The following is a 26,152-nucleotide window of genomic DNA, read 5'->3' on the forward strand; positions in this document are numbered from 1 at the left end:
CCCCTGGGACTTCCGTTCGCCCAGAGCAGAGGGCAAGGTCGGCGGTGACCTCGTCCCCGTAAGGTGAAGATGGATGGCCCCGGCAGACCGGTTGGGGCTGAAGAGGAAGGGTTTAGCTCATGACGACGAACAAGATTCACGAGCCCGCCGTGCAGGGCGACGCAGATCGCCCGAAGAAGGTTGCCGAGCAGTTGAGCCCGGTCGCCCACGACCTCATTGCGCTTGCGGTGAACGGCAAGCAGGCTCATTGGCATTTACGCGGTGCCAACTTCATCGGGGTACACGAGTTCCTTGATGAGGTTGTGGCGCACGCGCAGGAGGGCTCTGACACGGTCGCCGAGCGTATCGTCGCGCTCGGACAGCCGGTTGACGGGCGTATCGGCACCGTTGCGACGAAGACCTCCACGCCTGAGATGTCGTTCGGCTTTCAGAACCCGAACGACACGGTGAAGGAGGTTGTGGCGCAGATTGACGCGACCCTCGAGACGGTCTACAACGCAGTGCGTGAGCTCGACGATATTGACCTACCCAGCCAAGACATCGTGATTGCTATCGCGGCGCAGCTCGATAAGGATCGCTGGTTCCTCACCTCGCACTTCGCCGGCTAGGTAACCAGTGGGCGGCCGTTGCCTGCAGCGGTTGCCCGCCCGGTTCCAGGGCGCCCGCTGCCATCTACCGCCCGCTGCTCGCGTCCGCCCGGTTGGTCCGCAGGGTCAGTTTGGCCCGCATGGCTCCCGTGACCCGAGCCACCCGCATGGCTCCCATGACCCGAACCACTCGCATTTCTCGGATATCCGCACAAACCAGGATGGAATCTCCGCAAGGGATCCTGTGCTGTGCAGATCTCCTGGCTTCTGCCCCTTTTGTCGCCACTGACTCCTAGCTCCTGCAGCTTCTGTCCCGCAGCCACTGACGCGCCGCTTGTGCAGCTAATGCGGCCCCGCTTCCGCCGCTGGGCTCTGGCTGAGCTTGCAGAATCTGATTATTCGTCAGCCTCCGCGATCCTCGCAGCGGCGCTTGGTGCGGCCCGCGATCCCCGCGGATTTGTTCGGTGCGATCCGCGAAAGGACACCCACGCAGGGTTCCCGCGCGTTTAACCGTGCGCGAGTGTCAGCCGCGAAACGAGGTTGGCAGGCAGGCTGCGGTGCGATCCGCGAAAGGACCTCCACGCAGGGTTCCCGCGCGTTCAAGTCTGCGTGAGCGTCCACGCAGCAATGAGAGAGGGCATCGCTCTCGAGGGCCGCAGTGAAACGACCCGGGACTGGCCGAAACGCTAGAGCGGCCGAACCCGACCGAAACGCTAGCGGAAGTTGATGAACTGCAGTGCGGTGTCGACGTCGGCGCCCTTCAGCAGCGCCATCGTGGCCTGCAGATCGTCGCGGCTCTTCGAAGACACCCGCAGCTCGTCACCCTGAATCTGGCTCTTGACGCTCTTCGGCCCCTCGTCGCGAATGAGCTTGTTCAGCTTCTTCGCGGTCGCCTGATCAATGCCTTCCTTGAGCTTGATCTCAATGCGGGTTTCTTTGCCGCTGGGGTAGGGGTCGCCGCTGTCGAGCACCTTGAGCGACATTCCGCGCTTGATGAACTTCGACTGCACCACGTCGAGCACGGCAACCGCGCGCTCTTCGGTGTTTGCCTTGATCAGGATCGCTTTGTCGTTCAGCGAAATGTCGGCGCCTACGCCCTTGAAGTCGTAGCGCTGCTCGACCTCCTTGCGGGCCTGGTTAACCGCGTTATCGACCTCCATTGGGTCGATCTTGCTCACTACGTCAAACGATGAATCAGCCATGGGGCCAGGATACCCGACCAGCGCGGATCAGGTCCGACTACCAAGATGAGCGTTGCGGCCCGGAATGACGACCGACGCGGATCAAGCCCGCGATCGTCCCACCCCGTGCGCTGCGAGCCGAAACCGTTCGGGTGGCAGCGCCACCTCGGTACTCGCGTCGGCGAGCAGCCGACCGATCCCGGGCACGAACTTGAACCCGTGACCAGAGAACCCAGCCGCGATCGTGAGCGGCCCGACCCGGTCGAGCAGAAAGTCTCCAGAATCCGTCGAAGTGTAGGTGCAGCTGATCTCGACGCCACTGTCTGGGTCGAGGCCGGGAAACCACTCTGCAACATAGTCGCGCAGCTCGCGTCGCTTCTCAGCTGTGGCGGCGAAGGTCCGATGATCGGGATCCACTGTCTCACCCACCGCATGAAACCCGACTTTCACGCCCTCGCCGGGGGTAGGCATGCCATAGATGTTGCCTCCGCGGGCCTGCACCCAATCTGAGCGGGCGATGTGGTTGAACGAGGGCCACACGGCGGCGGTATCACGCACCGCGAAATGTGCCGGGTGCTCTTCGGTGACCGTGAGTTTCGGGAGCTCGATGATGCCTGCAAGGAGCGGTGTGGTCCACGCTCCGCCCGCGACAACGGCGCCCGCCGCAATCACGGTCACAGTCTCTCCTTGGGGCGTGTCCGCCACCACCGTGACCCCTGGGCCCGAACTAGTGTCAATCTCGCGCACCCGGTTCTGGGTGCGGATCAGGGCGCCGCCCCGCTTGGCCACCTCTTCGAGGGCGCACAGCGCCTCTGCCGACTTCACCACACCCGCGTCCTGGCCCACTAGGGTGTCGCCTTCAAACCTCATGCCGGTCCACCTGCTGGCGGCCTCCTCTGGAGAGATGAGCTCCACTGCAGCACCACGCGCCACGAGCGCGGCGTGCGACGCTGCGATGGCCTCGGGATCTCCGTGCGTGATCAAGCCGTGCAGGCCGAGCAGACTGCGGCCCGTCTCCCGCTCGAGCTCGTGCCACAGGTCACGGGACTCGTCGAACAGATCCAGGTAGTCAGCCTCGGCGTAGGCGTTGTTAAAGTTGCGGGTTGCACCGTGTGAGGCGCCCAAGGGGTGATGTAAGTCGTACTGTTCGAGCACAACTACGGAGAGGCCCCGACGGGTGAGCTCAGCGGCCGCGGCGAGGCCCATGGCCCCGCCGCCAACGATGACGCGGTCGGCGCGGAGTGTGTGCGAGGAGGAAATTGCCATGCTTCGGTTATGCCAGGGTTCGGGCCCCCGAGCAAGTCTGCAGGTCATGCACAGTCACGCTGCCCTGCAGAGGTGTGGGAACCCAGGTGCTGGAACACACTCTTCGCGTCAGCAAATAGCAAATGGAGAGAATAGCTAGGAACGGAGGGAATGCGCCGCGACAAGTTGTGGTTGTCTGGTGCAGCCGCTGAATTTGCCGAAGCCAGGAGTCGCCGTGTCTGATCCCGTTAACCCGCCCCCGGCTCAGGCCGAGTTCGAGGCTGCGCATGCCCGCTGGCACGCCGAGGTCGAACGCAGCCGAACGTCGCCGTATGGCCCGCTGAGTGTGACCGCGCTGCACTGGCTCTCGGCCGAGCCGCAGGTCTTCCAGGGCGTCCCCGGAAAATGGAGCGCGGGCTCGAATGGCCTCGTCACCGTCCACCTTGAGGCGAGCGACCGAGTGACGCAGGGAGAAAAGATTCTCGATGGCGAGGTGCAGATCGGCCCGCTCGCTGGCATCGACTCCACCACGCTCGTGTGGGGCGAGCAACAGCTCGAGCTCGCCGCTCGCAGCGGCCGCGTTGTGCTGCGGCCGCGCGATCCACAATCGAAGGATCGCGTCGAGTACGCAGGCACGTACACCTTCCCTCCCAAGGAGCAGTGGGTCGTCACCGCGCGCTTCGTTCCCGCTCCGCGAGAAGCAGTGCAGGTGGATTCGGCGGCCGGACCCGAGGCGAAGCAGCACTACGACTCTCCCGGCAGTGCCGAGTTCGAGGTTGAGGGTGCGCCAGTCGCGCTCACGCTATTTGGCGAACCGAAGTCGCCGAGCCTGCGCGCAATTTTCGCCGACGCGACCGGGGTCGATTTGACCTTCCCCGCCGCGCGTTTCGTGGGCGTCACGCAAACCGGCGACGACACGCTGGTGATCGACTTCAATCGCAGCGTGAACCCACCCTGCGCCTATTCCGAGAGTGCCACTTGCCCGTTTCCGCCTCCCGAGAACCGGTTGGCAGTGCGCATCGAAGCGGGCGAGCTACGCCCCGGGGTGAACCCCCCGTATTCACCTCAAGGTGCCTAATCCGCGCGAATAGCGGCCTGTGAGCTGAAGAAGGCCTGGTGAGGTGAAGAAGGCCCCGTGAGGTGAAGCAGACACAAGGTCGCGGCGGAGCGCGGTGCGCTGGGGTGACACTCGCGCAGGGTTGAGGGCAATGGAACCCTGCGCGAGCGTCCACCCCACAACCCCAAGTACGCTTACCCGCGCTCAACCACGCCCACCCGCGCGCCGGATCGGTAGACTGGGCGAGTGATTGGCGAAAATCTGCTCGGCCCCGAGCCCACGAGGCTTGCGCCCGAGCCCCAGGTAGTGAGCGCGCTTGCCGCAGGCGAGAGCCCCGAGCAGGTCGCGCGCATGCACCCGGAATCACCGCTCGCTTGGGCCCTGCTCGCAGAGCAAGCGGACGCAGAGGGCCGCGACATCGAGTCGTATGCCTTTGCGCGGGTCGGCTACCATCGCGGCCTCGATTCGCTGCGCAAGTCGGGATGGCGAGGCGCTGGCCCGATCCCATGGGAGCACGAGCCCAATCGTGGCGTGTTGCGAGCGCTGTACGCGTTGCGTCGCGCCGCCGGGCGCATTGGCGAGACCGCCGAAGTTGATCGACTGACCGAGTTTCTGAACGGGGCCGACGCTACGGCGATTGCCCGCATCGAAGAGAGCGCATAGCGCGAAGGAGGGGCTGAGATGCCCGCAGTACTGATTACCGGCGCCCAGTGGGGCGATGAGGGCAAGGGTCGCGCGACGGACCTGCTCGGCAGCCGCGTCGACTACGTCGTGAAGTTCAACGGCGGCAACAACGCGGGTCACACCGTGGTGGTGGGCGACGAGAAGTACGCGCTGCACCTGCTGCCCTCGGGCATCCTCACTCCGGGCGTGATCCCGGTGATTTCGAATGGTGTTGTCGTAGACCTCGAGGTGCTGCAGGCCGAGCTCACGGCTCTCAGCGCCCGAGGGGTTGACGTGTCCCGGTTGAAGGTGAGCGCCAATGCTCACGTCATTACCGCGTACCACCGCACCCTCGACAAGGTCACCGAGCGCTTTCTCGGCAAGCGCCAGATCGGCACCACTGGCCGCGGCATCGGCCCGGCGTACGCCGACAAGATCAACCGCGTGGGCATCCGCATTCAAGACGTCTTTGATGAGGGAATTCTGCGGCAAAAGGTCGAAGCGGCGCTTGAATTCAAGAACCAGGTACTTGTCAAGATCTACAACCGCCGCGCCATCGGTGTCGACGAGGTCGTCGATGAGCTGCTGAGCTATCGTGAGTTGCTCGAGCCGATGGTGTGCGACACCGGGCTGCTGCTGCACGAGGCCATGCAAGCAGACAAGACGATCCTGTTCGAGGCTGGCCAAGCGACGATGCTCGATATCGACCATGGCACATACCCATTCGTCACTTCGTCGAATGCGACCGCGGGCGGTGCGAGCACCGGCTCGGGCCTGCCCCCGCATGCCATCGATCGCGTCATCTCAGTCATCAAGGCTTACACGACGCGCGTGGGCGCTGGCCCGTTCCCGACCGAGTTGTTCGACGAGTCGGGCGAGTACTTGCGTGCGCAGGGTTTCGAGTTCGGCACCACCACCGGTCGGCCCCGGCGCTGCGGTTGGTACGACGCCCCAATTGCCCGCTACGCGGCCCGCATCAACGGCGTCACCGACTTCGTGCTGACGAAACTCGATGTGCTCTCCGGGCTCGAGACGATTCCGGTGTGCGTCGCCTACGACGTGAAGGGCGTGCGTCACGACGAAATGCCCGTGAATCAGACCGACTTCCACCACGCAGAGCCGATCTACCAGGAGTTCCCTGGCTGGAGTGAAGACATCACTGGAGCCCGCGCCTTCGAAGACCTCCCGCAGAACGCCCAGGACTACATCCTCGCCCTCGAGGCCATGAGCGGGGCACGCATTTCGGCCATCGGGGTAGGCCCCGAGCGCGAGCAGGTCGTCGTGCGGCACGACCTGCTCGACTAGGTGGATCGGGGGAGACGATGAGCACGGAAACGCCTGAGGCCCGTTTGCTGCGCCTGCGATCAAGCATCGATAATATCGACGCCGCGCTGATTCACATGCTGGCGGAACGCTTTCGTTGCACGCAAGAGGTGGGGCAGTTGAAGGCTGAGTTTGAGATGCCCGCCTCTGACCCGACGCGAGAGGCAACTCAGATCTCGCGGCTGCGCTCGCTTGCCGCAGACGCGCAGCTTGACCCCGAGTTCGCCGAGAAATGGTTCAATTTCGTGGTCGCCGAGGTGATCCACCACCACATGCAGCTCGCAGACGAGGCGCGCGAAGGATAGCCTTCCCTTCGATGCGACGCGCCCAGTTGCGGGCCAGAATGGGTGGTATGTCTCAGCTCGTCGCCGCTACTCGCCGGTACCCCCTCGTTGCCGCAACCCTGGTCGTGGGCGTCGTCGGGCTGATCATGCTCGCGACCCCTGCCCGCGACGCCGCACCTTGGGTGGTCGGCACCTATGCCCTCGCGATCGCCGCATGGGAGGCCGTGGGCATGGTGCGGCAACTGCTGCGCGGCCACGTGGGTCTCGACATTCTCGCGGTCACCGCGATCACCGCTGCGGTACTCGTGGGTGAACCGTGGGCGGCACTCATTGTGGTGCTCATGCTCACCGGCGGTGCCGCTCTCGAAGACTACGCGGAGGGTCGCTCAAAGCGCGAGCTGACCGCTCTGCTCGCGCGCGCGCCCGAGCGGGCAACTCGCATGCTGGCCTATGGCGATACCGAGACCGTGGGCGTGCACGAGATCGAGGTGGGCGACGAACTGCTGGTGCGGCCGGGTGAGCTTGTGGCGGTCGACGCGGTGCTCGTGGATCGCTCCGCCACATTCGACGAATCGTCCCTCACTGGCGAAAGCCTCCCCGTCGAGCGTGCCGTGGGAGAAAAGGTGCTCAGCGGCGCGGTCAGCGGATCCATGGCGGTCAGAATGCGGGCGGTCGCGCGCGCCGAGAACAGCGAGTACCAGCAGATCGTGCGGCTCGTCGAGCAGGCGGCCAGCAGCAAGGCAGGCGTCGTTCGCCTCGCGGATCGCTATGCGGTGCCGTTCACGCTGCTCTCGCTCGCGATCGCCGCGATTGCATGGGCGGTGAGTGGCGACCCGGTACGTTTCGCCGAGGTGCTGGTCGTCGCGACGCCGTGCCCGTTGCTGATTGCGGCGCCGGTGGCGTTCCTCGGAGGCATGAGTCGTGCGGCGCGCTTTGGCCTGATTGTGAAGGGTGGCGGCACGCTCGAGCAGCTTTCGCGGGTGCGCGCGATCGCCTTCGACAAGACGGGCACGCTGACGAGCGGTCGCCCTGACCTCGAGCGGGTGCTGACCGGCGAGGGGTTCACTGAGGAGCAGGTGCTGCAGCTCGCGGCCTCGGCCGAGGTGTACTCGTCGCACGTGCTCGCCGACGGCGTGATCGATGCGGCGAAGGCGCGGGGACTCGCGCTCCTACCCGTGGAGCGCGCGGAGGAGATCGCAACTCAGGGTGTACTCGCCGAGGTGGTGGCGGCCGACATTCTCGTCGGTCACTCTTCCGCGGGCGCCTCGGGTGAGGTGCGCGTCGGCAAGCCCGACTGGGTGCTCGAAGCGGCGTCTGACCTGCGGCGCGCGGAACTCGCCGCTGGGGAGCTCGGCATCTATGTCTCGCTGGGCGACCGCTTCGCTGGCACCATCGTGATGCGCGACCGCCTGCGCGACGAGGCCGCCGACACTATCACTGAACTCCGCGAGCTTGGCATTGAGCACATGCTCATGATCACCGGCGACGTCGAGGCCACGGCCCGCCCGATCGCCGATCGCCTGGGCATCGACGAGTTGCACGCCGAGTGCAAGCCGAGCGACAAGGTGAACATCGTCGCAGGCGTCAAGGTGCGGCCGCTGCTCATGGCTGGCGACGGCCTGAACGACGCCCCGGTGCTCGCCGCCGCCGAGGTAGGTTTCGCCATGGGGGCGCGCGGATCCACCGCTGCCAGTGAATCGGCCGACCTCGTGAACCGTTTCGACAACATCGCCGGCCTCGCGCGCGCCGTGCGGATCGGCCGCGACACCGTGCGGATCGCGCTGCAGAGCATCTGGCTCGGCATCATCATCAGCGTCGGGCTGATGCTCGTGGCCGCGTTCGGGTATTTGCCTGCCATCATTGGCGCGTGGATGCAGGAGCTCGTCGACCTCGTTGCGATCCTCGGGGCGCTGCGCGCTATCGGGCCGCGGTCTGAGCGTCGAAAGCCTGTCGCGCCACGCCAATCGCCGTGAGCACCTGTTTGCGCAGCTCGTTGCCACGGATCGTAAACCCCCGCTGGAGCTCGGCGTAGGTGCGCTTTCCCTCGGGAGTTTCGATCGGAATTGGCGTGAGCGGCGAGCCGTCTGCCCCGGCGTAGCCGGTGACATCGTAGGGGGACGCGCGCATGTCGACCTCGCGGATGTCGCGGGCAAGCACAAACGCGTCGAGCAGCACCTCGCCCGGCACGATCGGGCCGAGCTTCGCGGCCCACTTGTAGACGTCCATGCCGGCGTGCAGGCAACCGGCCTGCTCTGTCGCGGCCTGTGTTTCGCGCGTGGGGTGCAGCGTGTTGAGCGGAGCCGCGTCGGGAGTGAAGAATCGGTAGGCGTCGAAGTGGGTGCAGGCGATGCGGTGGCTCTCGACGACCGCGTCGGTGGCCGAGTGATCAATGCGCAGGGGAAGACCCGTGTGCCGCACCTGATCTGGGCCAAGCCGGTAGACCATGGCCCACTCGTGCAGGCCGAAGCAGCCGTACTGCGGGGTGTGCTCGAGCGTCGCCGCGAGCAGTTCTTCCACGAAATCGACGGTTGCAGCGCGTTTTGCGAAGTAGGAGTCGAGATCGACGGTCACGTCGCCTGTGAGATTCGCGGGTTCGTGGTGATTTTCGCTGGTGGATCGCGTCGCCCCTGCTCGCCCGACGTCGCCCGCAGCTGCGACAGCCCTGTAGTGCCGCCAGGCTGCGCGATCCACCCCCGCGTCTGCGAGCACGACCCCCGCCCCAGGGTGCCAGCGAGCGAGTTCGCTGGGTTTCACTGAGTAGTACGTCCACAGAAAGTCTTCGATCGGATGCTTCTCGCGACGTGCACGACGCTCTCGGTGACCAGCGGTGAGGGTATTGATGCGCGCCCGGTGAGCGCGTTCGCGCGCCTGCCAATGTGAGCGGGACATGACGGGTAGAGACACCAATCCAGCGTAGTCGTCGCCAGCATCTCGCGTTCTCTGGGGTGAGCGGGCACGTGAAGCTGGAGCCCCGGGGGAGATTTCAAGTGCGGTAGCCTCGGACTTGGTGAATCAGTTCGCAGAGCGAACGGGTGCACCCGGATCGGGTCACAAGGGGGAGCAACGTGCCGCAAGCGAATATTGAGGAACGCCCGGGCCAGAAGGATTTTCGTCGGGCAAGTGATCGAAGCCCGCTCGGCTCGATTGTTGCCGGTATCGAAGCGGCGTTCTCGTCGGGAAATTTCCCTCTCGCCGCTCAACTACTGGAGGCCGACCTCCTCCCTGCCTGGTACGGCCTGACGCCCGACCGGCTGCGCGAAATTATCGCGGCGCTGCTGCGCAACGGTATCGGCACCGGAGGGGTGATTGAAGGGATGGGCGTCTTCGTCGGCGCGGTCGATCCAGAGCGGTTCTCGGCACGTGTCCAGGCCGATCGCTCTCTCCCTCCTGCCGAAACTCCCCCGGTGACCGGGCCTCTTTCCACCATCATGACGGTCGCTCGGATGTTTGAGCTGCGGTTGGAGGGTCGGCCCGTTGCTGCGCTGCACGAAGTCGACGAGGTGCATAAGCTGGTCGGACCTATTCAGCCGCTCTTTGACGCGCGAGGCGGCTGGGCACTCTTCGGTGCGGTTCAGCGCGGGGTGACGGCGATGCTCGCCGGTGATTTTCAGGCTGCAGTGACCAGCCTCACTGAGGCTCACAGGCATCCAACGGTACCCTCGCTCGCCTTTCTGACGCGAGACGCCTGTGTCAAGCTGGCCTTGCTTGAAGCCCTGTACGGAGACGCCAAGCGAGCACGGGCACTCCTTCGTGAGGCGGAAGGTATTTCACGCACAGAGAGCTGGATCGAGGATGTGGTCGATGCGACCGCAGTAATCGCAGTCAGTATGGTTGCAGTCGACTCTCCGGTGGAAGCAGCGGAGCGCCTAAATGCCGTCTCACAGCGCGCGATCGGCGAGATGTGGCCGTTTTATGCGATTGCTCTGCATCGAACTCTGGCGAAGACCCAGACTATTCAGGAGTCGAGTCGTCGGCTTGCCCTGGTCGAATCCCTTCCTCTGCCGAGAACCCCCGGTGAAGGATTTTCCGGCAGCGCGCTGGAAATCGTGGCTGTGGTGAATGCGATGGCCCTGAACGATCTCGCCACGGCGCGCAAGAAGCTCGCCCAAGCGGATTCTTCCCTTGCGGTCACGCGGATGGTCGCGGGAATTCTCGATCTGGTGAGTGGTCGCCCGCGGGAGGTGCTGCGAGGGCTTGCGGGTGTGCACCGGCAAATTCAGGGGCTGCGCTACCTGGAGATTTGGCGGCTCTCACTCCTCGCCGGCGCGCACCTCGCCCTCGGTGAGCAGGATGACACTCGTGATGTACTCGCCTACGCGGTTGACGCTTTGGGCGGACTGCGACCCGGAGAGACCCAATACTTCTCCGCCGAGGTGCAGAGTTTTGCCGAGAGCCAGTGGCCCGAATGGCCGAGGCCGGAGCAGGGCGAGAACTGCTATTTTGATCAGTTTCCGAATCCCGCAGAGGCTTTGAGCGCGCGTGAGCTCGACGTCGTTCGCGATCTCGCTAGCGGGCTCTCGCGCGAGGAGATCGCGAACGGGCAGTTCATTTCGTTGAACACTTTGAAGGCGCATCTGCGTTCGATCTATCGCAAACTCGACGTGAATTCTCGCGCGGCTGCGATCCTTGAGGCGGAGAGACGCGGGCTTCTGTAACTCAGTGCAGGGCGCGTAAGGGCGCCGCTGCCAGGCAGATTCACCCCCACTTTCACCCCCGTTCGTGACGCCTCGCACCACGCCGCAAACTAGTTTGGAACTGTGAGCGCTCGTTCAAGAGTGCTCGCTGTTCAAGAACTTCTGTGGCAAGCCCTGGGGGGCCTTGCTGCGCTCGTGATGAACGTCTCTTTCGACGAGCAATCGCCGAAAGGTATCGCTGTGCATCAGCGTGCCCGGGGTCTCTCTGGCGCGCCATTTTGGTGCGCGCAACGGGGGGGAAACATGTCGAACGTATCGGAAGAAGTGGCGCGTACCCAGGGGGGCTGGCGTCGGCTTACCCAGTGGATCGCGGGGGGCTCCGCTGTGGCGCTTGCCGCGGGAGCACTCGTCGTGGCCGGAATTGGCGCTCCGGCCACCGCAGCTGGTTTCGCACCCGAAGTGCAGGCATCGAGCCCCGGTACGTATCTCGTGGGTGAGGACGCCCGCATCGATCTCACCTTCTCGAGCGCCTATGAGCGCACCTCAACGGATGCAGACGCCGCACAGTTCAACCTCAGCGCCGGTGTGGTGCTGCCCGAGCGGGTGACGGTCACGAACACCGGCACGCTCGGCACGCCCACGATCTACCCAGTGAGCCCCACCAACCGCGTGATTCCGGGAATCTACAAGGATTTCGCGGGTGACTGCGCGGTGCTCGGCCTTGAGGACGCCCCCGGCCCAGACAACGCATGTCAGGTTCCTCTGGGCAAGCAGTATCTGGTCTTCCAGAACGTGTCAGACCTGCCTGCGGGCGCGTCAACCTCCCACACGCTGACGGTGCGGCCCGAGGCGGCCGCGTTCCCGGTGGGATCCACGGAACTTGACTTTGTCGTCACGGCGTACACGAGCTCAGACGAACGCTTCCTGCCCGTTTTTCCGGGCGGCACGGGCGTCGGCGCAGGTAATGTGCACACTTCGGATCCGGGCGGCACGCCGCTTAACGTTCCGGTCAACGCGTTGCGCATCGAAAAGAGCGAACCGAGCCCAGAAAGCGAACTCTTACGTGGTGTGCATCAAAACACCACGACCTACACTCTGCAGGTGTTTCACACGGGTGAGGGCGACATCGCGGAGACCACCGTGGTCGACTACCTGCCGGCGGGCCTGGAATATCTAGGCCTCGGTGGAACCGATAACACCACGAACGCGAACGGTACCCAGGGCGGTGGCCTCGGAAACTCATTCGAGTACCCCGGTGCGCCATCGCTGGCGGCGACTCCAGCACCGTCTCCCGCAGCCGGATCTTGGCAGACCGCCGGCGAGCGCGTCGAAACGGTGCTCGCAACCGTTGGGTCAGACGGTCAGGTCACCGAGGGTGCGGGCGATGTCTACACCAAGGTCACGTGGGATCTCGGCACGCTGCTCGCGACGAGCGATATCCGCGGCACCAATGCGGGCATTGCGCAGGTGTACGCAGGAACGGCGGGTACGCCGGGGCTGATCGAGATTCGCTACCGCGCAGCGGTGCCGCTCTTCGAAAACACCCTGGAGTTTGGCACACCCGTTGACGTCACCGGTCAGCAGATCGCCAATCTTGACAACAACCGGGGCGCCTCGACTCGGCACGGCGTAGTGGAGAGTGACTTCGGGCCTGCCCCGGCGAAGTCATATCAGAATATCGCCGTCGCGAGCGGCGAGTACGCCGGCGCCGTCACCTCGGACACGGCGACCGAGACGATCGATGCGGTAGATCTGCGCGTGATCAAGGACGTTGATGCCAGTGCGTTTTCACAGGGCGACATCGCCCGATACTCGCTGCAGCTCGCGACGAGCGAGTACACGAGTGCAGAAGTTCCGGGGCCGGCAAACCGGCCGTACCGCCTCGTTGATGACATGGCCGATGGCCTGTGCCCGGTGTTTCCGGCCGGCACACCGGTCGTGCACGATCCGAACAATCCGAACAGCTCCGCCGCAAATCCGGTTCCGAACCTGACGCTCGGAAACCCGAACGACGGGCCCGCCGGGGTCACTCGGTACGAATCGATTACGGCCTGGAACGCTGCGCTTTCCTCCGCCGGAGTGGATCCGAACTGTGCCTGGAATCCCACAGGCTCAACCGCCGACCCCGCTACCGATGCCCTGCAGGGTGCCAAGCTCATCGGCATCGGTTTCGACCCGATCTCGGGCCATTTCTACCTCGACCTCTCGGTCGAACCCGGCGACGTGCTGCAGCCAGGTGCCGCACACGTGGTGGGTTACTCCGTGCGCCAGAACGAGACCTATCGCACCGAGGGCGGCGGGCAGGGCGCGACCTCCTCGGGCGACACCCTGGAGAACACCGCGGAAATCTACGGCCAAACCACCTCAATTCCCGCGCTTGCCGGGGTCACGTCAGCGGGCGGGGCCGTCGCCGAAGGTGTCTGGAACGCATGGGATGATTCCACCGCGACCATTCGGGCGGAGCTCAGCAGCATTGACAAGACCGTGCTGGAGCGCGATGCAGGAGTGCCGGGTGCAGCGAAGATTTGGGAGTCCCCGACCAATGGCGGTCCAGATCCTGCCGCTTGGGTGAAATCTGCGAGCGAGCCCTTCACCGTGGGCGATGAGGTGTGGTATCGGATTCTGCTTGATCCACCGGCGGGAGCCGATGTGCGCAACCCGAAGCTGACGGACTTCTTGCCGGCTGGCGTGCAATTTAGTTCAATCGATGCGAACAGCGACGGACGCTTCGACAACATTGTTGTGAAGCCCGCGAGCCTACGCGGACTCGGCGACTGCCAGCCTGCAACCGAGGCGGAGTGGCTTGCCGCATTCGCACCGAATCCGACCATCAATGGTGACGCCATCACCTGGAACCTCGGTTCGACGGACTGCATCGATGGCAACACCGTCGACCGCTTCTTGCCACTTGACACGACCCTGGAGTTCTACCTCAAGGTCACCGTCACTGATTTGTCGGCCTTCGGGCAGGTGGATCTGCCGGAAAACCTGGCGAAGTATCAGCAAGAGAACGTTGAGGGCGAAATCTTCTTCCTCCGCGACGCTGCATCAATCGAGCTCGACCAGTCGGTGGAGCTTGTCAAGGGGATCCGTGACATCGACGGGTTGCCGGCCGAGGGGAACGCGTTCCAAAGCAATGTCGACCACCTGCAGGTGGTGCAGGGCGACGAGGTCACCTTCCGCGTCGATGTGCAGGGTTCGGAGCTTGCGACGACCGGGTACACCGTGTGGGATGCGCTTCCCGCAGGCATCAAGAAGGAAGACCTGGCGGGAATTCAGCCCGACGGCACCTTCAGCTCTGCCACCGCAGCGACCGTAACGGGAGCCCCGGCGACGGAGACCGCGCTCGGTGCAGCAGCGTGGACTGCGCAGGCGTACGACTACGGTGACGTCGGCTATCCGAGCTCGCTGCGTGCCGCAGTCGCTGACGAGCAGCGCTCCGTGGTCGTCTGGACCATCTCCGCGGCGGTGCCCGGATCGATCCCGGCGACGGATGTTGCGCCCGAGATCCCGCAAGGTTTGACGCTTGGCTACACCGTGGTGGTACCGGGCGATGCGAGCCCGGGTGGTCCCGCTGCCCTCATCAATCAGCAGTATGACAACACGGCCTCCATCGTTGCGTACGCCGCGGTGAATAACGGTGGTGGATCCACCCCGCTCATCCCGACCGGTGATGACCGCCTCTCGACGCGCGATGCCGACACCTCCGCGGGCGAGATCGCCGTCACTGACGAGGGTACGGTCGACAACTCCGATGTCTTCTTGCCGAACGCGACGATGCAGAAGGATCTCGTTTCGACGGAGATTGCGCCGACGGGTACCGCCATCACCGACCCCAACAACCCCGCAAACGCGATCGTGCAGGGGGAATACGCGACCTTCGACTACTCGGTCACCGTGCCGGCGAACACCACGGTGCGCGAGGGCGTGCTGGCCGACCTGGGCACGCTCGTGCGCCAGAGCGGCGGCACGATGACTCCGGGTACGGCGAACTATCAGCTCCATTCCGCGACGCTGCAGGCAGCCCCCGCGGGTATCTCCGTCGATACGGTCACCGGAAGTGACCCGACGGTCGATACCGTGAAATTCGGTTTCCGCTCAGACAGCGGCAAGCTCATCTTCCCGGAGTACTACACCACCGACGGCACCCCGGACACCTTCACCGTGCGCATCGTCGTCTGGATACAGGACCTTGACGCGAGTCATGCCGGCCCCGGCAACGCCGACCGCCCGCAGATCACCAACAACACTCTGCTACGCAATACGGCAACGTTTACCTCGAAGAACGCTGCCGGGGACCCGGCGACTCCGCTCAATGACACCGCTGACGTGCAGTACCGAGAGCCCTCCCTCACCATCACGAAGTCCGCAAGCCCCGATACCGCGGTGCAGGCTGGCCAGGACGTGAGCTACACGATCAACGTCACGAACGCGGGCCGAGTCGCGAGCTACGACAACACGGTGGTCGACACTGTGCCGGCGGGTTTGCTCGTCAACACGGCCCCGCTTGCCCTGGCCGGTGCCACCTTCGCGCCCAGCGAGACTGCCCTGCAGACCGGTCTCGGCGGCACGATCACGTGGAGCCACGCGCAGTTCGCTTCACTCAGAGTCATTCCTGCGACGGCAACCCTGAGCTACACCGCACGGATTGATCCCAGCACCGGCGCGGGCCAGACCTACGTCAACACGGCACGGGTCACCGGGTACACGCTGCCCAGCACGCTCGCCGATGCCACTGCGCGTCGCGGTGATCGCACAGCCTCCGTCAGCGAGACCATTACGGCCACCACCGCAGCGATCGACAAGGGCGTGCGGATCAGCGGATCCACCGCTGCTCACGCTGCGACCGCTCAAGCTCCGATCGGTGAGACCGTGCAGTATCGGGTGCCGATCACGCTGAACCCCAACATCAACTACTATGATGTGCGCGTGCGGGATGTGCTCCCCGCCGGGGTGACCATGGATGCCAGCACGATACGGGTGCAGCAGACCATCGGCAGCGGCTCAGCGGTGGAAGTCACAGATGACTGGGTACATTCCTCATCGGGCCAGACCCACACCTGGCTGTACACGCCGAACGGTGGCGACCTCCTGGCAAACACCGAGACGCGCACGCTCGTCTTCACCTACGACGTGCTGCTGACACCATCGGTGGCAGCGAATGTGAACTCGCTCACGAATACCGCGAGCTTTGCCTGGGCGCGGTCGAACGGAGGCCCACTGGGCACCCCGTTGACCGACACGGCAACAGTGACGGTCTTGAACCCGGCCCTGCAGATCGCCAAGCAGGTGGACGGTCTCGAAGCGATCACCCGAAACCCTGATGCGACGTTTGACTACACCCTCAGTGTCAGCCAAACCGCGATCGGTAACACGCCTGCGCATAACATCACGGTGCAGGATGTGGTGCCTGCGGGTGTAAAGGTCGATGTCTCGACCATTACACCCGCCCCGAGCGCGACCACCGCGGGGGTCGCCACCGGAGCCGGTGGCACCATCACGTGGCAACTCGCCGGGCCGCTGCATCAGCAGTCTGGTGGAGGCACACCGAAGTCGATCGCACTGAGCTACTCGGCATCGTTCGTTGGCTCCGACGCGCTCACTGCGTCTGCGCTGACGAACATCGCGAACGTGACCCACTTCGAGTCGTTTGGTTCGGGCGGGCGCGACTACGATCCGCCGCTCACGGGCACCGGTTCCATTCGCGATACCGCGCAGGTCACCCCGCTCTTTCCGAACGTCGTGCCGACGAAGTCGGTGACCTCGCCGGTCGCGGGCCAGAGCTACGGTCTGGCATATGTCGACGAGGCGTTTAATTGGACGCTCTCGCTGCGAAACTCGGGTGCGGGCATCGCCCAAGACATCGCCGTGACGGATACCCTTCCCGAGAATTGGCAGTACGTCGGCGCGCCCAGGATTCGCATCAATGGTGGCGCTACGGTCGACTTCGTCGCGCCAGCCATCTCCACTGATGGGGCCGTGCAGAAGCTCACCTGGAACGCCCAGCAGCTGCGCGACGCCGGGGCGACCCCGCTCGCTGCCTCCGGTACGGTCGTCGTGACCTTTGACGCGCGACCGCTGCCGGCCGCAACGACGACACCGGGCGTCGGTATCACGACGAACGCGCACACCAACACGTTGAGCGTCACCGCAACCGACACGCAGAATGCTGATCGGAACGCGACCGGCGATTACGTGGGCGACGACAGTACTGCCACCGCCTACCTGGGTTCAGCAGACTTGAAGCTCGTGAAGAGCGCGATCGGTGGTAACGCCGATGGTGAGTGGATCGCCGGTCAGGCGGTGGGCGGCGCGTACACGCAGCCGCAGTGGCGCATCACGGTCACGAACCACGGACCCGACGCCTCATTCGGGCCGTTCACTCTCGAAGACACGACCACGCTTCCCGCCGGGGTGACGACTGGCGCGTTCACCGCGCGCTATTACTCGGGTGCGGGAGACACGACGGGCACGGCTCTGAGCCTGAGTGGTTCCGGAACGTCTGTCAGCCCATTCGTGGTGGGCGACCGATCCACCAGCCTGAAATCCGATGGCACAGACCGCATTGTGTTGGTCGCGAATGTCGCCGTGGCGGCCGACGCGGACGTCACGAGCGACGCCGAGAACGTGGCGAGTGTGCTCGGACGTACCTTCGAGCCGGCAGACAAGATCCCTGCTGAGCCCGGCAATCCGAACCCCAACAGCGATGAGGTTGTGCAACCACTGAGGTCCCTCGCCGATCTTGCGATCACCAAGATCGTCACGAACGTCGAAACCCCGCGTGTGGGGGGCACCGTGAGCTGGCAGCTGCAGCCGCGCAACCTTGGCCCGTCGGTATCGGTGAGCACTCCGGCGAATCCGATCACCATCAGCGACACGGTTCCGGCGAACATCAGTGGTGTCGCCGACCCCTCAAACGCAGGGTGGATCGCGAGCCTGAACGGTGCTGAATGGGCACCGGACACGTTCGCTGCTGCGGGTGACCTCATCACGCTCACGTATGTGGGCGATGCTATGCCAGTTGGGTTGGGCACTGCGATCAACCTGACCGGCACCATCGCCACCTCGCACACCGGCACGCTCACGAATGCTGCCGAAATCGTGCCGGGCGAGACGACTGACCCGGTGGATCCGAACAATACCGACGAGACCACGATCACTCCGGACGATTCGACGGAGGTGCGGATCGCGAAAACACGAGTGGTGTCTGACGGTGCGGGCGGCTGGGTGACTTCCACCACGCCGATCGTCCCCGGCGATCCCGTAAGTTACCTGATCACCGTGATCAACGACGGCCCGGCCGATGCACGCGCGGTCACAGTGGTCGACGAGGTGCCGGTGGGTCTCACCTACAACAGCCACTCGAATGTCGTGGGCACCTGGAGCTTCGCCCCCGGGGGTACATCCTCCGAGGGGACGGATCCACTGTGGAACACGTTCACGCTGGCTGGCACGCAGCCCGCAGGTGCAGGTGCCGCAACCTCGTTGGTCATCACCTACGACACGGACTCTGCGCTGATCACGGGCAGCTCGGTGGTCGAGAACTGGGCGGAGGTCGATGCTGAGAACGATGGCACTTTCGACCCCGACGATCAGCGCGACAACGATCGCAGTGATTCGACTCGCGTGGTGGATCTGGGCATCGTGAAGACCCACGTAGGCGCCGGGCCGTTTGATGCCGGGACGGCCGTAACGTACTCACTCGTGGTGACCAATCACGGGCCGAGCGACACGAATGGCCCGATCGTAGTCACCGATGCGCTGCCGGCGGGGATGGGCTATGTTGCTGGCACCGCCACTTACCAGGTGAATGGCGGCACAGCGGTTGCGGCCGAACCAACACTGTCGGGTGCGGACAACCGCACGCTCACCTGGTCTCTGTTGAGCGCTACTGATCCGGTGGCTGCGGGCAGCACCATCACGGTGACGTTTGACGCCCTGATCGATGCCGCGGTGCAGCCGCAGGTGCTCGAAAACGAGGCGCGTGTCAGCGGCCCCGACACAGACGACAACCCTGCCAATGATCGGGACGAAGACGAGGTCACCACCACGACCCTCGCCGACATGGTGCTCGACAAGCAGGTCGAGGCGGGCCCATGGGTGGCTGGCACCGAAATCGAGTACACCATCAGCGTGCGCAATGACGGTCCGTCCGCAGCAAATGCGCGCATCGTCGACACCCTGCCCGCCGGCCTGACGCTGGTCAGCGCCAGCGGCACCACCGGGTGGGACTGCGCGGCATCGGTTGTCGACTCGCAGGTGGCAACGTGCGAGTACCCGCTCCATCCGGTTGGGGGAGATGCTGCGAGCACGATCACCGTCGTCGCCGCACTCGCGGCGAACGTGCCGGATGGATCGACACTCGAGAACGTCGCGGAGCTGACGTGGTCTGACCGCCGAGGTCCGCACGAGCTGGAGGATACTGCCGTAATCGAGGTCAGCGCGATCGCAGACCTGGGTCTCGTCAAGACCGCAGTCGATGCCGACGGTGTAGAGATTGCCACGGTCACCCCGGGCACGGAGAGTCTGTACCGGTTCGAGGTCGATAACTTTGGCCCATCGAACGCGGTGGGACCGTTGACGATCACCGATACCCTTCCGCTCGGCGTCACCTTTGTCGCGGTGGAGGGGAGTGACTGGACGGCTGTCCCGGGCGCCGTGGTGCCTGGAGTGCCGCAGCAGGTGAGCTTCACTCACACGGCCGGTCTGGCTGTGGGCACCGCAGCCCCCGACCTCGTGATCTCAGTGTTCATCGACCCGACGGTCGCAGACGGCGCCTCGCTCGTCAACACCGCCACAGTGGGCTCTTCGACGGTGGAACCGGATCCCGATCCGCACCCGAACACCGACGATGCGACCGTCACCGCAGAGCGCGCCGTCGATCTCGCGATCGAGAAGTCGCATTCGGCGGAAGATGTGCGAATCGGGGATGAGCTGCCGTTCACCCTGCAGGTCACCAATAACGGCCCCTCGCAGGCCACCGGGATCACGATCACCGATGCGGTTCCCGCGGGTCTCGAGGTGGAGAGTGGGCTCGGCCCCGTGCTTGACGAGAACGGCCTGCCGACCGGCTGGACGCTCGACTCGATCACGCTTGCCGTTCCTGGCGACACCACGGTTGACCCGGCGGTTCCCGCAGACCCGGCCGGTGGAGCGACGGTAGTCGCGACCTACTCCGAGCCGCTCGCACCGGGAGAGGATGCCGAGCCCCTCGTCATCATGACCCGGGTGACGGCCGCCGCGTACGACACGGTGACCAACGTGGCCGATGTTTCGGGTACCGAGGCCGATACCGATCTGGACAACAACCACGCTGAAGATCCGGTGATCGTGCCGCCGATGGTGACGCTTGTCACCGAGAAGACGGCGGTTGGCCAGTTCAAGGTTGGTGAAGTGGGCACCTACCGCATCACGGTCGAAAACCAGGGTCCGACAGCCGACCCAGGCCCGATCACAGTGACGGACACCTTGCCAGCCGGGCTGACGTTCGCCGGGTCTCCGGATCTCCCGGTCGGCGTCGAGGTCGCGACCAGTGGTCGCACCGTGACCTGGACGATCCTGAACGGTCTGGCGGTCAACGAATCCGTCGAGTTGCAGTTGCGGGTCAACGTTGCGCAGGCGGCCTATCCGTCGGTGACGAATGTGGTGACCGTCGACTCGGCGGCTGAAAAGACGCCGGACTCGGTGCTCACCGACGACGCGACGGTCGAGGTGCGGGCGGCGGATCCGCTGGCCGTCACCGGCGGTGACCTGGCGACAGGACTCTTGACCGGCGTTGCGCTCATGCTCCTGCTCGGCGCGGCGGTCTATGCCTACGGCCGACGCCAGCGGGGTGTCCACGCCGCATAGGGTCCCACGGTGTGGCGGGGTGCAGGTCCCCCGCCACACCGGCGAGCGCGCACAGGCGCTTACGCCTCGAGTTCGTCCTCAACGGCACGTTGACTCTGCTCGTCGCGGCCGCGCAAGCGATCAATGTCGCGACGCTCGCGCTTCGTCGGGCGCCCGGCCCCGCGGTCGCGCAGGATGTCGGCGGGGCGCTCGACGCGGGGGAGGGGCGGGGGAGTCTGATCCACAAAATACTGGGCTGCATCTGCCGCGCTGCCCCGCCTCGTCGCGAGACCGGTGACCTTGTAAATGCGGTCGAATCCGTGCAGGCGCACCCGCACCTCGTCACCGATCTTCACGGCATGCGCCGCCTTCGCAGGGTTGCCGTTCACTCGTACGTGCCCGGCGCGGCAGGCGGCAGTGGCTTGGCTGCGCGTCTTTGCGAGCCGCACCGCCCAAACCCAACTATCCACCCGCACGCTCACGCCTTGAGCCTACCGCGCCCGCCGGCCCCGCCCCTGGCCCGGCAGAATGGAGGCATGAGCGCCGAGTACATCACCATCGCGGGCCCGGTCGACACCGAGCTCGAGATCTCGCGTTTTCGGTTCTTGACGCGCCTCGAACGCGTCTCAGATGAGGGGGAGGCGCGATCCACCATCGCGCGCGTGCGGGCCGAGCACCCGCGGGCCCGGCATCACTGTAGCGCCTTTGTGCTCGGGGCGGCGCAGCGCACTCGACGCTCGAACGACGACGGTGAACCGAGCGGCACCGCGGGTGCACCCATGCTCGATGCGTTGGTTTCCGCGGGCCTCAGCGACGTGATTGCGGTGGTGACCCGCTACTTCGGGGGCGTACTGCTCGGGGCCGGCGGGCTCACTCGCGCGTACCGCGCAGCGGTTGCCGAGTCGGTCTCTCAGGCTGATCGGGTGCGACGGGCAGAGCGGATCCCGGCGCTTGTCACTGTCGAGTACGCGCTCGCCCCGCAAATTGAGGCCGAAGCGAGACGGCGCGGAATAGAGGTGCTCGAGGCGCGTTATGGGGCAACCGTTGAGGTGCGGTTCCTGCTCGCCCTGGATCAGCAGGATTTGGCTCGCGCACTGGTATCTGAAATGAGCGCTGGCAAAGCAACACTGACCCACGAACCGTCGACACTGGTGGATCTTCCGATGTGAGTGTCCTCCAGGCGTCTGGTTGATCCACCACTTGTTGAGAACGCCACGTACTGAGAGTCACATGAGACACGACTCGCAGTGAAGTTTCGGATACTTCACGCGCAGATCGCGTCAACTTGTCTGTGTGGAGCAATACACTGACAACGTGCCTCACCGCGGACGGTCTCGGACCACAAGACGCCAATCCGAACTTTCGCTTGCCGTGGCGGCGATGTTTCTTTCGGGTGGCATATTCGCTGGGCTTGCTGCGTCGGTCTTTCCGCCCGAGAACCGGCCTCCATTGTGGGTGCCGATCTTTGTCTCGGGAACGGCGCTTCTGGTCACGCTGCTGGTGCTGTGGCGGGGGAGCAGGCTGCGTCTAGGAAGCGCAGCGTTAACCAGTGCCATCTATCTCGTCATTCTCCTGTTTCTCATCGCGACCAGCACGAGCCTCGGTCGATCCACTGTTGCAGCGATGCTCACTGTCGTCGTGATTGTCCTCTATGCCTGGTTTCTGCCGACGAAATACGCACGGCTAGTGGGCTATACCTGTCTGGTGCTCTTCGCCACGATTATGGTTGTTCGATATCGGTCAAACGATGCCTACCTCACCGCGGTCGCGCTGGTCGGTCTCTCGATCCTTCTCACCGAAGTCTTCGGTCGGTTTAAGCTGAATTTGGAGCAGTCTTCGCTCACTGACCACCTGTGCGAGGTCTGGAATCGTCGGGGATTCGACGTCTTGCTCGAAAAAGAGATTCTCACGGTGGCCCGCACTCGGGAACCGCTCGCGATGGTCTTCCTCGATCTCGACGGCTTCAAGGGGATCAATGACTCGCGCGGACATCATGAGGGTGACATCGTTCTCCAGGAAGTCTCCCGCGCGCTTGTGGAGGGAGTCAGGAGTGGGGACTGCGTGGCCCGTGTTGGTGGTGACGAGTTTGTGTTGTTACTTCCGAGAACCAACACGATCGAGGCCCAGCTGCTCGTTGATCGCCTCCGTGGCCAGGTGACTGCGTGTGGTTGGTCTGCTGGCATCGCCGAGTATCAGCCAGGAGAGTCATCATATGAGTTCATCAAGCGAGCTGACAACGAAATGATGGAGCAGAAGCGGTCGCGTGGAGGCCAACACGACCCCGTGTCACGCTGAGAGCAGACCACTGTGTGACAGTGCCTCGCGATAACCTGGTGGCATGGGGTTTTGGGATGAGATCGTGGGGCAACCCGCCGCCGTGCAGGCGCTTGAACGCGCTGCATCGGCGGAGGGGGCCGACGAGCTCTCGCACGCTTGGTTGATCACCGGGCCACCTGGTTCGGGTCGCTCAAACCTTGCGCTGCGGTTCGCGGCCGCTCTCATCGCGCGCGAGCCAGCTGAACGCGACGCGGTCTGGCAGCAGGTGCGCTCTCGGACACACCCGGATCTCGCTGTGCTCACCACACAGAAGCTCCTCATCACCATCGACGAGGCGCGCGAGATTGTGACCACAGCGTATTTCTCACCAGCAACCGGTCGCCACCGTGTGATCGTGATCGAAGATGCTGATCGCATGCCTGAGCGCACCTCGAACGTGCTGCTCAAGGCGCTGGAAGAACCGCCCGAACGTACGGTGTGGGTGTTGTGTGCACCAAGCGAGGCAGATCTTCTTCCCACCATCCGCTCGCGTGCGCGATCGGTGACGCTCGTCACCCCGTCGCTTGCTGATATTGCTCGGCTCCTACACGAACGAGACGGCATCGATCTCGTGCTCGCCGAACGCGCTGCGCGGCTCTCCCAAAGCCACATCGGAATGGCCCGCAGGCTCGCGTGTGAACCCGAAGCGATGGCGAGACGCGAACGCACCATTGAGCTCGCGTTGGCGGTTGACACGCTGGGCGACGCCATGCACGCCGCCGCCGCACTGGGTAAAGTCGCGGAGGCAGACGCAGCGGCCTTTACTGAGCAGCTTGACGCGGTCGAGCGCGAGGAGGCTCTGCGAAATCTCGGCGTCGCGGCAGGAGCTGCGATTCCGCCCAAGTTGCGCGCGCAACTGCGCAACCTTGAAGAGGACCAGACCAGGCGAACAAAGCGTAGCCTGCGCGATGGTATCGACCGGATCCTCACCGATCTTCTCTCGCTCTACCGAGATGTCTTGCTGTCGGCTCTTGGGGCTGGGCTCGAGCTAGTGAATCTCGAACACCAGACTCGAATCGAGGCGCTGGCTGCGCGATGGGGTGCAGAGCGAGCGTTGGAAGCGGTGTCGATGGTTGAGCAGGCACGCGAACGGCTCGGACGTGGGGTCACGCCGGGGCTCGTGCTTGAGGCACTGTTTGCGGGGATTGCCCGGCAGGGTGCCGAATCGATGACACATCAATGAGTGGGGAGCGTGCCATGAGTGGAACCGAAACGGGAGCTGAAGCTGGACCAAGCCCGGCCACCGAGATCCCAGGTCGAGTGTCAAGAAGTAATCGCGCAGGTCGCACCGCCGGAGGTGCTGGTCGCCGAATCGGCATTGCGACGGTGGCGCTCGCCGCGGTTGCGGCCCTCTCCCTCAGCGGATGCGCTCCGCTCGTTGAATTTGCTCGAGACCTCGCTTCGCAAGCTACGGATCGCGGACTCTCAACTGAGTTTGAACGATTCGAGGACCAGGCGCCGAATTGGAACGATTGTGGTGACGGCCTGCAGTGTGCGCGAGTTTTTGCGCCTCTCGATTGGAGCGAGCCCGAAGGCGAACGCATCACCCTAGCTATGATCCGGCAGCCCGCACTGAGCGGATCCTCGCAGGGCAGCCTCTTCGTCAACCCCGGAGGGCCAGGCGCCTCAGGCGTGGACTACGTGCGGGCCGTAATCGGTGGCGGAATCGGTGAGTCACTGCAACAAAATTTCGACATTGTCGGGTGGGACCCACGCGGCACCGGAGCTTCGTCGGGGGTGAGCTGCCTTGAAGGGCCCGAGATGGATGAATTCCTCTTTGGCCTGGGTGAGGGACAGAACCTTGAACGCGGAAGCGACGAGTGGATCGCGCTCGCCGCTGAGGAGAGCGCGGCCTTCGGCGACGCTTGCCTCGAGGCCACAGGCCCACTGCTCGGGCATATCGACACGATGTCAACCGTGAAAGATCTTGACATGTTGCGGGCAATCGTCGGCGACGAGAAGTTGAACTTCCTCGGGTTCTCCTACGGCACCTACATTGGTGCACGCTATGCAGACACCTATCCCGATCGGGTCGGACGCCTCGTGCTTGACGGCGCGACTGATCCGACCGCAACCGAAGCCGATGTGGTGCGCGAACAGACTCTGGGCTTCGAGGCGGCGTTGCGCGCGTATGTCACTGACTGCCTCTCTCGCGAGAACTGCCTGTTTGCGGGCAAATCAGTCGATGAGTCGATGGCGCATATTGGTGCGCTGATCGACCAGGTGGATCAGAGCCCGATCGAGGCGAACGATGGCCGAATGCTCGGCACCGACACCATGCTTACTGCCATCATCACTCCGCTTTATGCGCAGGTGAACTGGCCGTACCTCGATGACCTCTTCGCCGAGGTTGAGAATGGCAGCGCTGAGACGGCCTTTCTTCTTGTCGACTTTTACTACGACCGGGTCGATGGTGAGTACCAAACCAACCTGATGGAGGCGTTTCTCGCGATCAACTGTCTTGACTACCCACGAGACGCCGAACTCAACGTTGAACGCATGCGCGCACAGGCCGCCGAACTGAACACGATCGCGCCGACGATCGGGCGGTTCCAGGGGTACGGCGATACCTTCTGTGCGAACTGGCCGGTCGAAGCGGTCGAGAGCCGCGAGGCTGTCCGCGCAACCGGGGCAGACCCGATCTTGGTGGTGGGCACCACGGGAGATCCGGCGACCCCCTATCGATGGTCGGTCTCGCTCGCGGATCAGCTCGAGAGCGGTGTGCTCGTGACTTACCACGGCGAGGGTCACACTGCGTACGGAGAGCACCCGTGCGTGAACGCGGTGATTGACGAGTACTTTGTGAGCGGCAAGGTGCCCGTCGCCGATCCGAACTGCGCCGCCTCGTAGCGGGTTACCGCGAGGATCTTGACCTACCCCGACTCGTGATAAAGTTATCGCTTGTGTGCTGGGCGTGCCCAGACCACGCCGCCTTAGCTCAGGGGTAGAGCAGTTCCCTCGTAAAGAACAGGTCGTCGGTTCAAATCCGACAGGCGGCTCGAAGGTGAAGCGCATCGCGCTTCACCGAAGGGCC

16 protein-coding genes and 1 tRNA gene are annotated in these 26,152 nt (G+C 64.5%); 13 read left to right on the forward strand and 4 right to left on the reverse strand.

Annotation, left to right across the window (positions count from 1 at the left end; all coding sequences use genetic code 11):
- Positions 1-119: 119 nt before the first annotated feature.
- A complete protein-coding gene (locus ACTNFJ_RS00110) occupies positions 120-608 on the forward strand; it encodes a Dps family protein (RefSeq protein ID WP_435906815.1) in 489 nt (162 codons plus the stop codon).
- 692 nt (positions 609-1,300) lie between these two features.
- Here the strand turns inward: ACTNFJ_RS00110 and ACTNFJ_RS00115 are convergent.
- Together ACTNFJ_RS00115 and ACTNFJ_RS00120 are read right to left on the reverse strand one after the other, a co-directional pair.
- Entirely contained in the window at positions 1,301-1,789 is a 489-nt protein-coding gene (locus ACTNFJ_RS00115; protein WP_435906814.1) for a YajQ family cyclic di-GMP-binding protein, read from the reverse strand.
- Between the two features lie 81 nt (positions 1,790-1,870).
- On the reverse strand, positions 1,871-3,034 hold the full coding sequence (locus ACTNFJ_RS00120) for an FAD-dependent oxidoreductase (RefSeq protein ID WP_435906813.1): 1,164 nt from the start codon (positions 3,032-3,034) through the stop codon (positions 1,871-1,873).
- A gap of 214 nt (positions 3,035-3,248) precedes the next feature.
- On the opposite strand from ACTNFJ_RS00120, the gene ACTNFJ_RS00125 reads away from it, so the two are divergent.
- The 5 genes from ACTNFJ_RS00125 to ACTNFJ_RS00145 all read left to right on the forward strand — a co-directional run bounded on the left by ACTNFJ_RS00125 (position 3,249) and on the right by ACTNFJ_RS00145 (position 8,313).
- Positions 3,249-4,091 carry a DUF1684 domain-containing protein gene (locus tag ACTNFJ_RS00125; protein ID WP_435906812.1) on the forward strand — a complete coding sequence of 281 codons (843 nt, stop codon included), beginning with the start codon at positions 3,249-3,251 and terminating at the stop codon, positions 4,089-4,091.
- Between the two features lie 225 nt (positions 4,092-4,316).
- Positions 4,317-4,733, forward strand: a complete 417-nt coding sequence (locus ACTNFJ_RS00130; protein WP_435906811.1) for a DUF3151 domain-containing protein — start codon at positions 4,317-4,319, stop codon at positions 4,731-4,733.
- Positions 4,734-4,751: 18 nt separating this feature from the next.
- The gene (locus tag ACTNFJ_RS00135) at positions 4,752-6,038 is read left to right on the forward strand and encodes an adenylosuccinate synthase (protein ID WP_435906810.1); all 1,287 of its coding nucleotides are present in this window, start codon (positions 4,752-4,754) and stop codon (positions 6,036-6,038) included.
- Between the two features lie 17 nt (positions 6,039-6,055).
- A complete protein-coding gene (locus ACTNFJ_RS00140) occupies positions 6,056-6,361 on the forward strand; it encodes a chorismate mutase (protein ID WP_435906809.1) in 306 nt (101 codons plus the stop codon).
- 47 nt (positions 6,362-6,408) lie between these two features.
- Positions 6,409-8,313 carry a heavy metal translocating P-type ATPase gene (locus ACTNFJ_RS00145; protein WP_435906808.1) on the forward strand — a complete coding sequence of 635 codons (1,905 nt, stop codon included), beginning with the start codon at positions 6,409-6,411 and terminating at the stop codon, positions 8,311-8,313.
- Here ACTNFJ_RS00145 and ACTNFJ_RS00150 read toward each other — a convergent pair.
- A complete protein-coding gene (locus tag ACTNFJ_RS00150) occupies positions 8,258-9,244 on the reverse strand; it encodes a 3-methyladenine DNA glycosylase (protein WP_435906807.1) in 987 nt (328 codons plus the stop codon). The genes ACTNFJ_RS00145 and ACTNFJ_RS00150 overlap by 56 nt on opposite strands.
- 161 nt (positions 9,245-9,405) lie before the next feature.
- Here ACTNFJ_RS00150 and ACTNFJ_RS00155 point away from each other — a divergent pair, with 161 nt between their 5' ends.
- Positions 9,406-10,995: a LuxR C-terminal-related transcriptional regulator gene (locus tag ACTNFJ_RS00155; protein ID WP_435906806.1), complete on the forward strand. Its 1,590-nt coding sequence runs from the start codon at positions 9,406-9,408 to the stop codon at positions 10,993-10,995.
- A gap of 282 nt (positions 10,996-11,277) precedes the next feature.
- Positions 11,278-20,823, forward strand: a complete 9,546-nt coding sequence (locus ACTNFJ_RS00160; RefSeq protein ID WP_435906805.1) for an isopeptide-forming domain-containing fimbrial protein — start codon at positions 11,278-11,280, stop codon at positions 20,821-20,823.
- 59 nt (positions 20,824-20,882) lie between these two features.
- Here the strand turns inward: ACTNFJ_RS00160 and ACTNFJ_RS00165 are convergent, their stop codons facing one another.
- Positions 20,883-21,284 (reverse strand): RNA-binding S4 domain-containing protein, encoded by a 402-nt coding sequence (locus tag ACTNFJ_RS00165; RefSeq protein WP_435906804.1) that lies wholly within the window; start codon positions 21,282-21,284, stop codon positions 20,883-20,885.
- 54 nt (positions 21,285-21,338) lie between these two features.
- On the opposite strand from ACTNFJ_RS00165, the gene ACTNFJ_RS00170 reads away from it, so the two are divergent.
- The 5 genes from ACTNFJ_RS00170 to ACTNFJ_RS00190 all read left to right on the forward strand — a co-directional run bounded on the left by ACTNFJ_RS00170 (position 21,339) and on the right by ACTNFJ_RS00190 (position 26,117).
- On the forward strand, positions 21,339-21,971 hold the full coding sequence (locus ACTNFJ_RS00170; protein WP_435906803.1) for an IMPACT family protein: 633 nt from the start codon (positions 21,339-21,341) through the stop codon (positions 21,969-21,971).
- A 145-nt stretch (positions 21,972-22,116) separates the two neighbouring features.
- Positions 22,117-23,097 carry a GGDEF domain-containing protein gene (locus tag ACTNFJ_RS00175; RefSeq protein ID WP_435906802.1) on the forward strand — a complete coding sequence of 327 codons (981 nt, stop codon included), beginning with the start codon at positions 22,117-22,119 and terminating at the stop codon, positions 23,095-23,097.
- 43 nt (positions 23,098-23,140) lie between these two features.
- Positions 23,141-24,301 (forward strand): DNA polymerase III subunit delta', encoded by a 1,161-nt coding sequence (locus tag ACTNFJ_RS00180; protein WP_435906801.1) that lies wholly within the window; start codon positions 23,141-23,143, stop codon positions 24,299-24,301.
- Positions 24,302-24,315: 14 nt separating this feature from the next.
- Entirely contained in the window at positions 24,316-25,968 is a 1,653-nt protein-coding gene (locus tag ACTNFJ_RS00185) for an alpha/beta hydrolase (RefSeq protein WP_435906800.1), read from the forward strand.
- A 77-nt stretch (positions 25,969-26,045) separates the two neighbouring features.
- Positions 26,046-26,117 (forward strand) — tRNA-Thr (locus ACTNFJ_RS00190).
- The last annotated feature ends 35 nt before the right edge of the window (positions 26,118-26,152 follow it).

This window comes from Leucobacter shiyiweii (assembly GCF_052446065.1).
Lineage (GTDB): Bacteria > Actinomycetota > Actinomycetes > Actinomycetales > Microbacteriaceae > Leucobacter.

Coding starts and splice junctions, on each gene's coding strand:
- ACTNFJ_RS00110 (WP_435906815.1), top strand. CDS start 120: ATGACGACGAACAAGATTCACGAGCCCGCCGTGCAGGGCGACGCAGAT.
- ACTNFJ_RS00115 (WP_435906814.1), bottom strand. CDS start 1,789: ATGGCTGATTCATCGTTTGACGTAGTGAGCAAGATCGACCCAATGGAG.
- ACTNFJ_RS00120 (WP_435906813.1), bottom strand. CDS start 3,034: ATGGCAATTTCCTCCTCGCACACACTCCGCGCCGACCGCGTCATCGTT.
- ACTNFJ_RS00135 (WP_435906810.1), top strand. CDS start 4,752: ATGCCCGCAGTACTGATTACCGGCGCCCAGTGGGGCGATGAGGGCAAG.
- ACTNFJ_RS00140 (WP_435906809.1), top strand. CDS start 6,056: ATGAGCACGGAAACGCCTGAGGCCCGTTTGCTGCGCCTGCGATCAAGC.
- ACTNFJ_RS00145 (WP_435906808.1), top strand. CDS start 6,409: ATGTCTCAGCTCGTCGCCGCTACTCGCCGGTACCCCCTCGTTGCCGCA.
- ACTNFJ_RS00160 (WP_435906805.1), top strand. CDS start 11,278: ATGTCGAACGTATCGGAAGAAGTGGCGCGTACCCAGGGGGGCTGGCGT.
- ACTNFJ_RS00170 (WP_435906803.1), top strand. CDS start 21,339: ATGAGCGCCGAGTACATCACCATCGCGGGCCCGGTCGACACCGAGCTC.
- ACTNFJ_RS00180 (WP_435906801.1), top strand. CDS start 23,141: ATGGGGTTTTGGGATGAGATCGTGGGGCAACCCGCCGCCGTGCAGGCG.
- ACTNFJ_RS00185 (WP_435906800.1), top strand. CDS start 24,316: ATGAGTGGAACCGAAACGGGAGCTGAAGCTGGACCAAGCCCGGCCACC.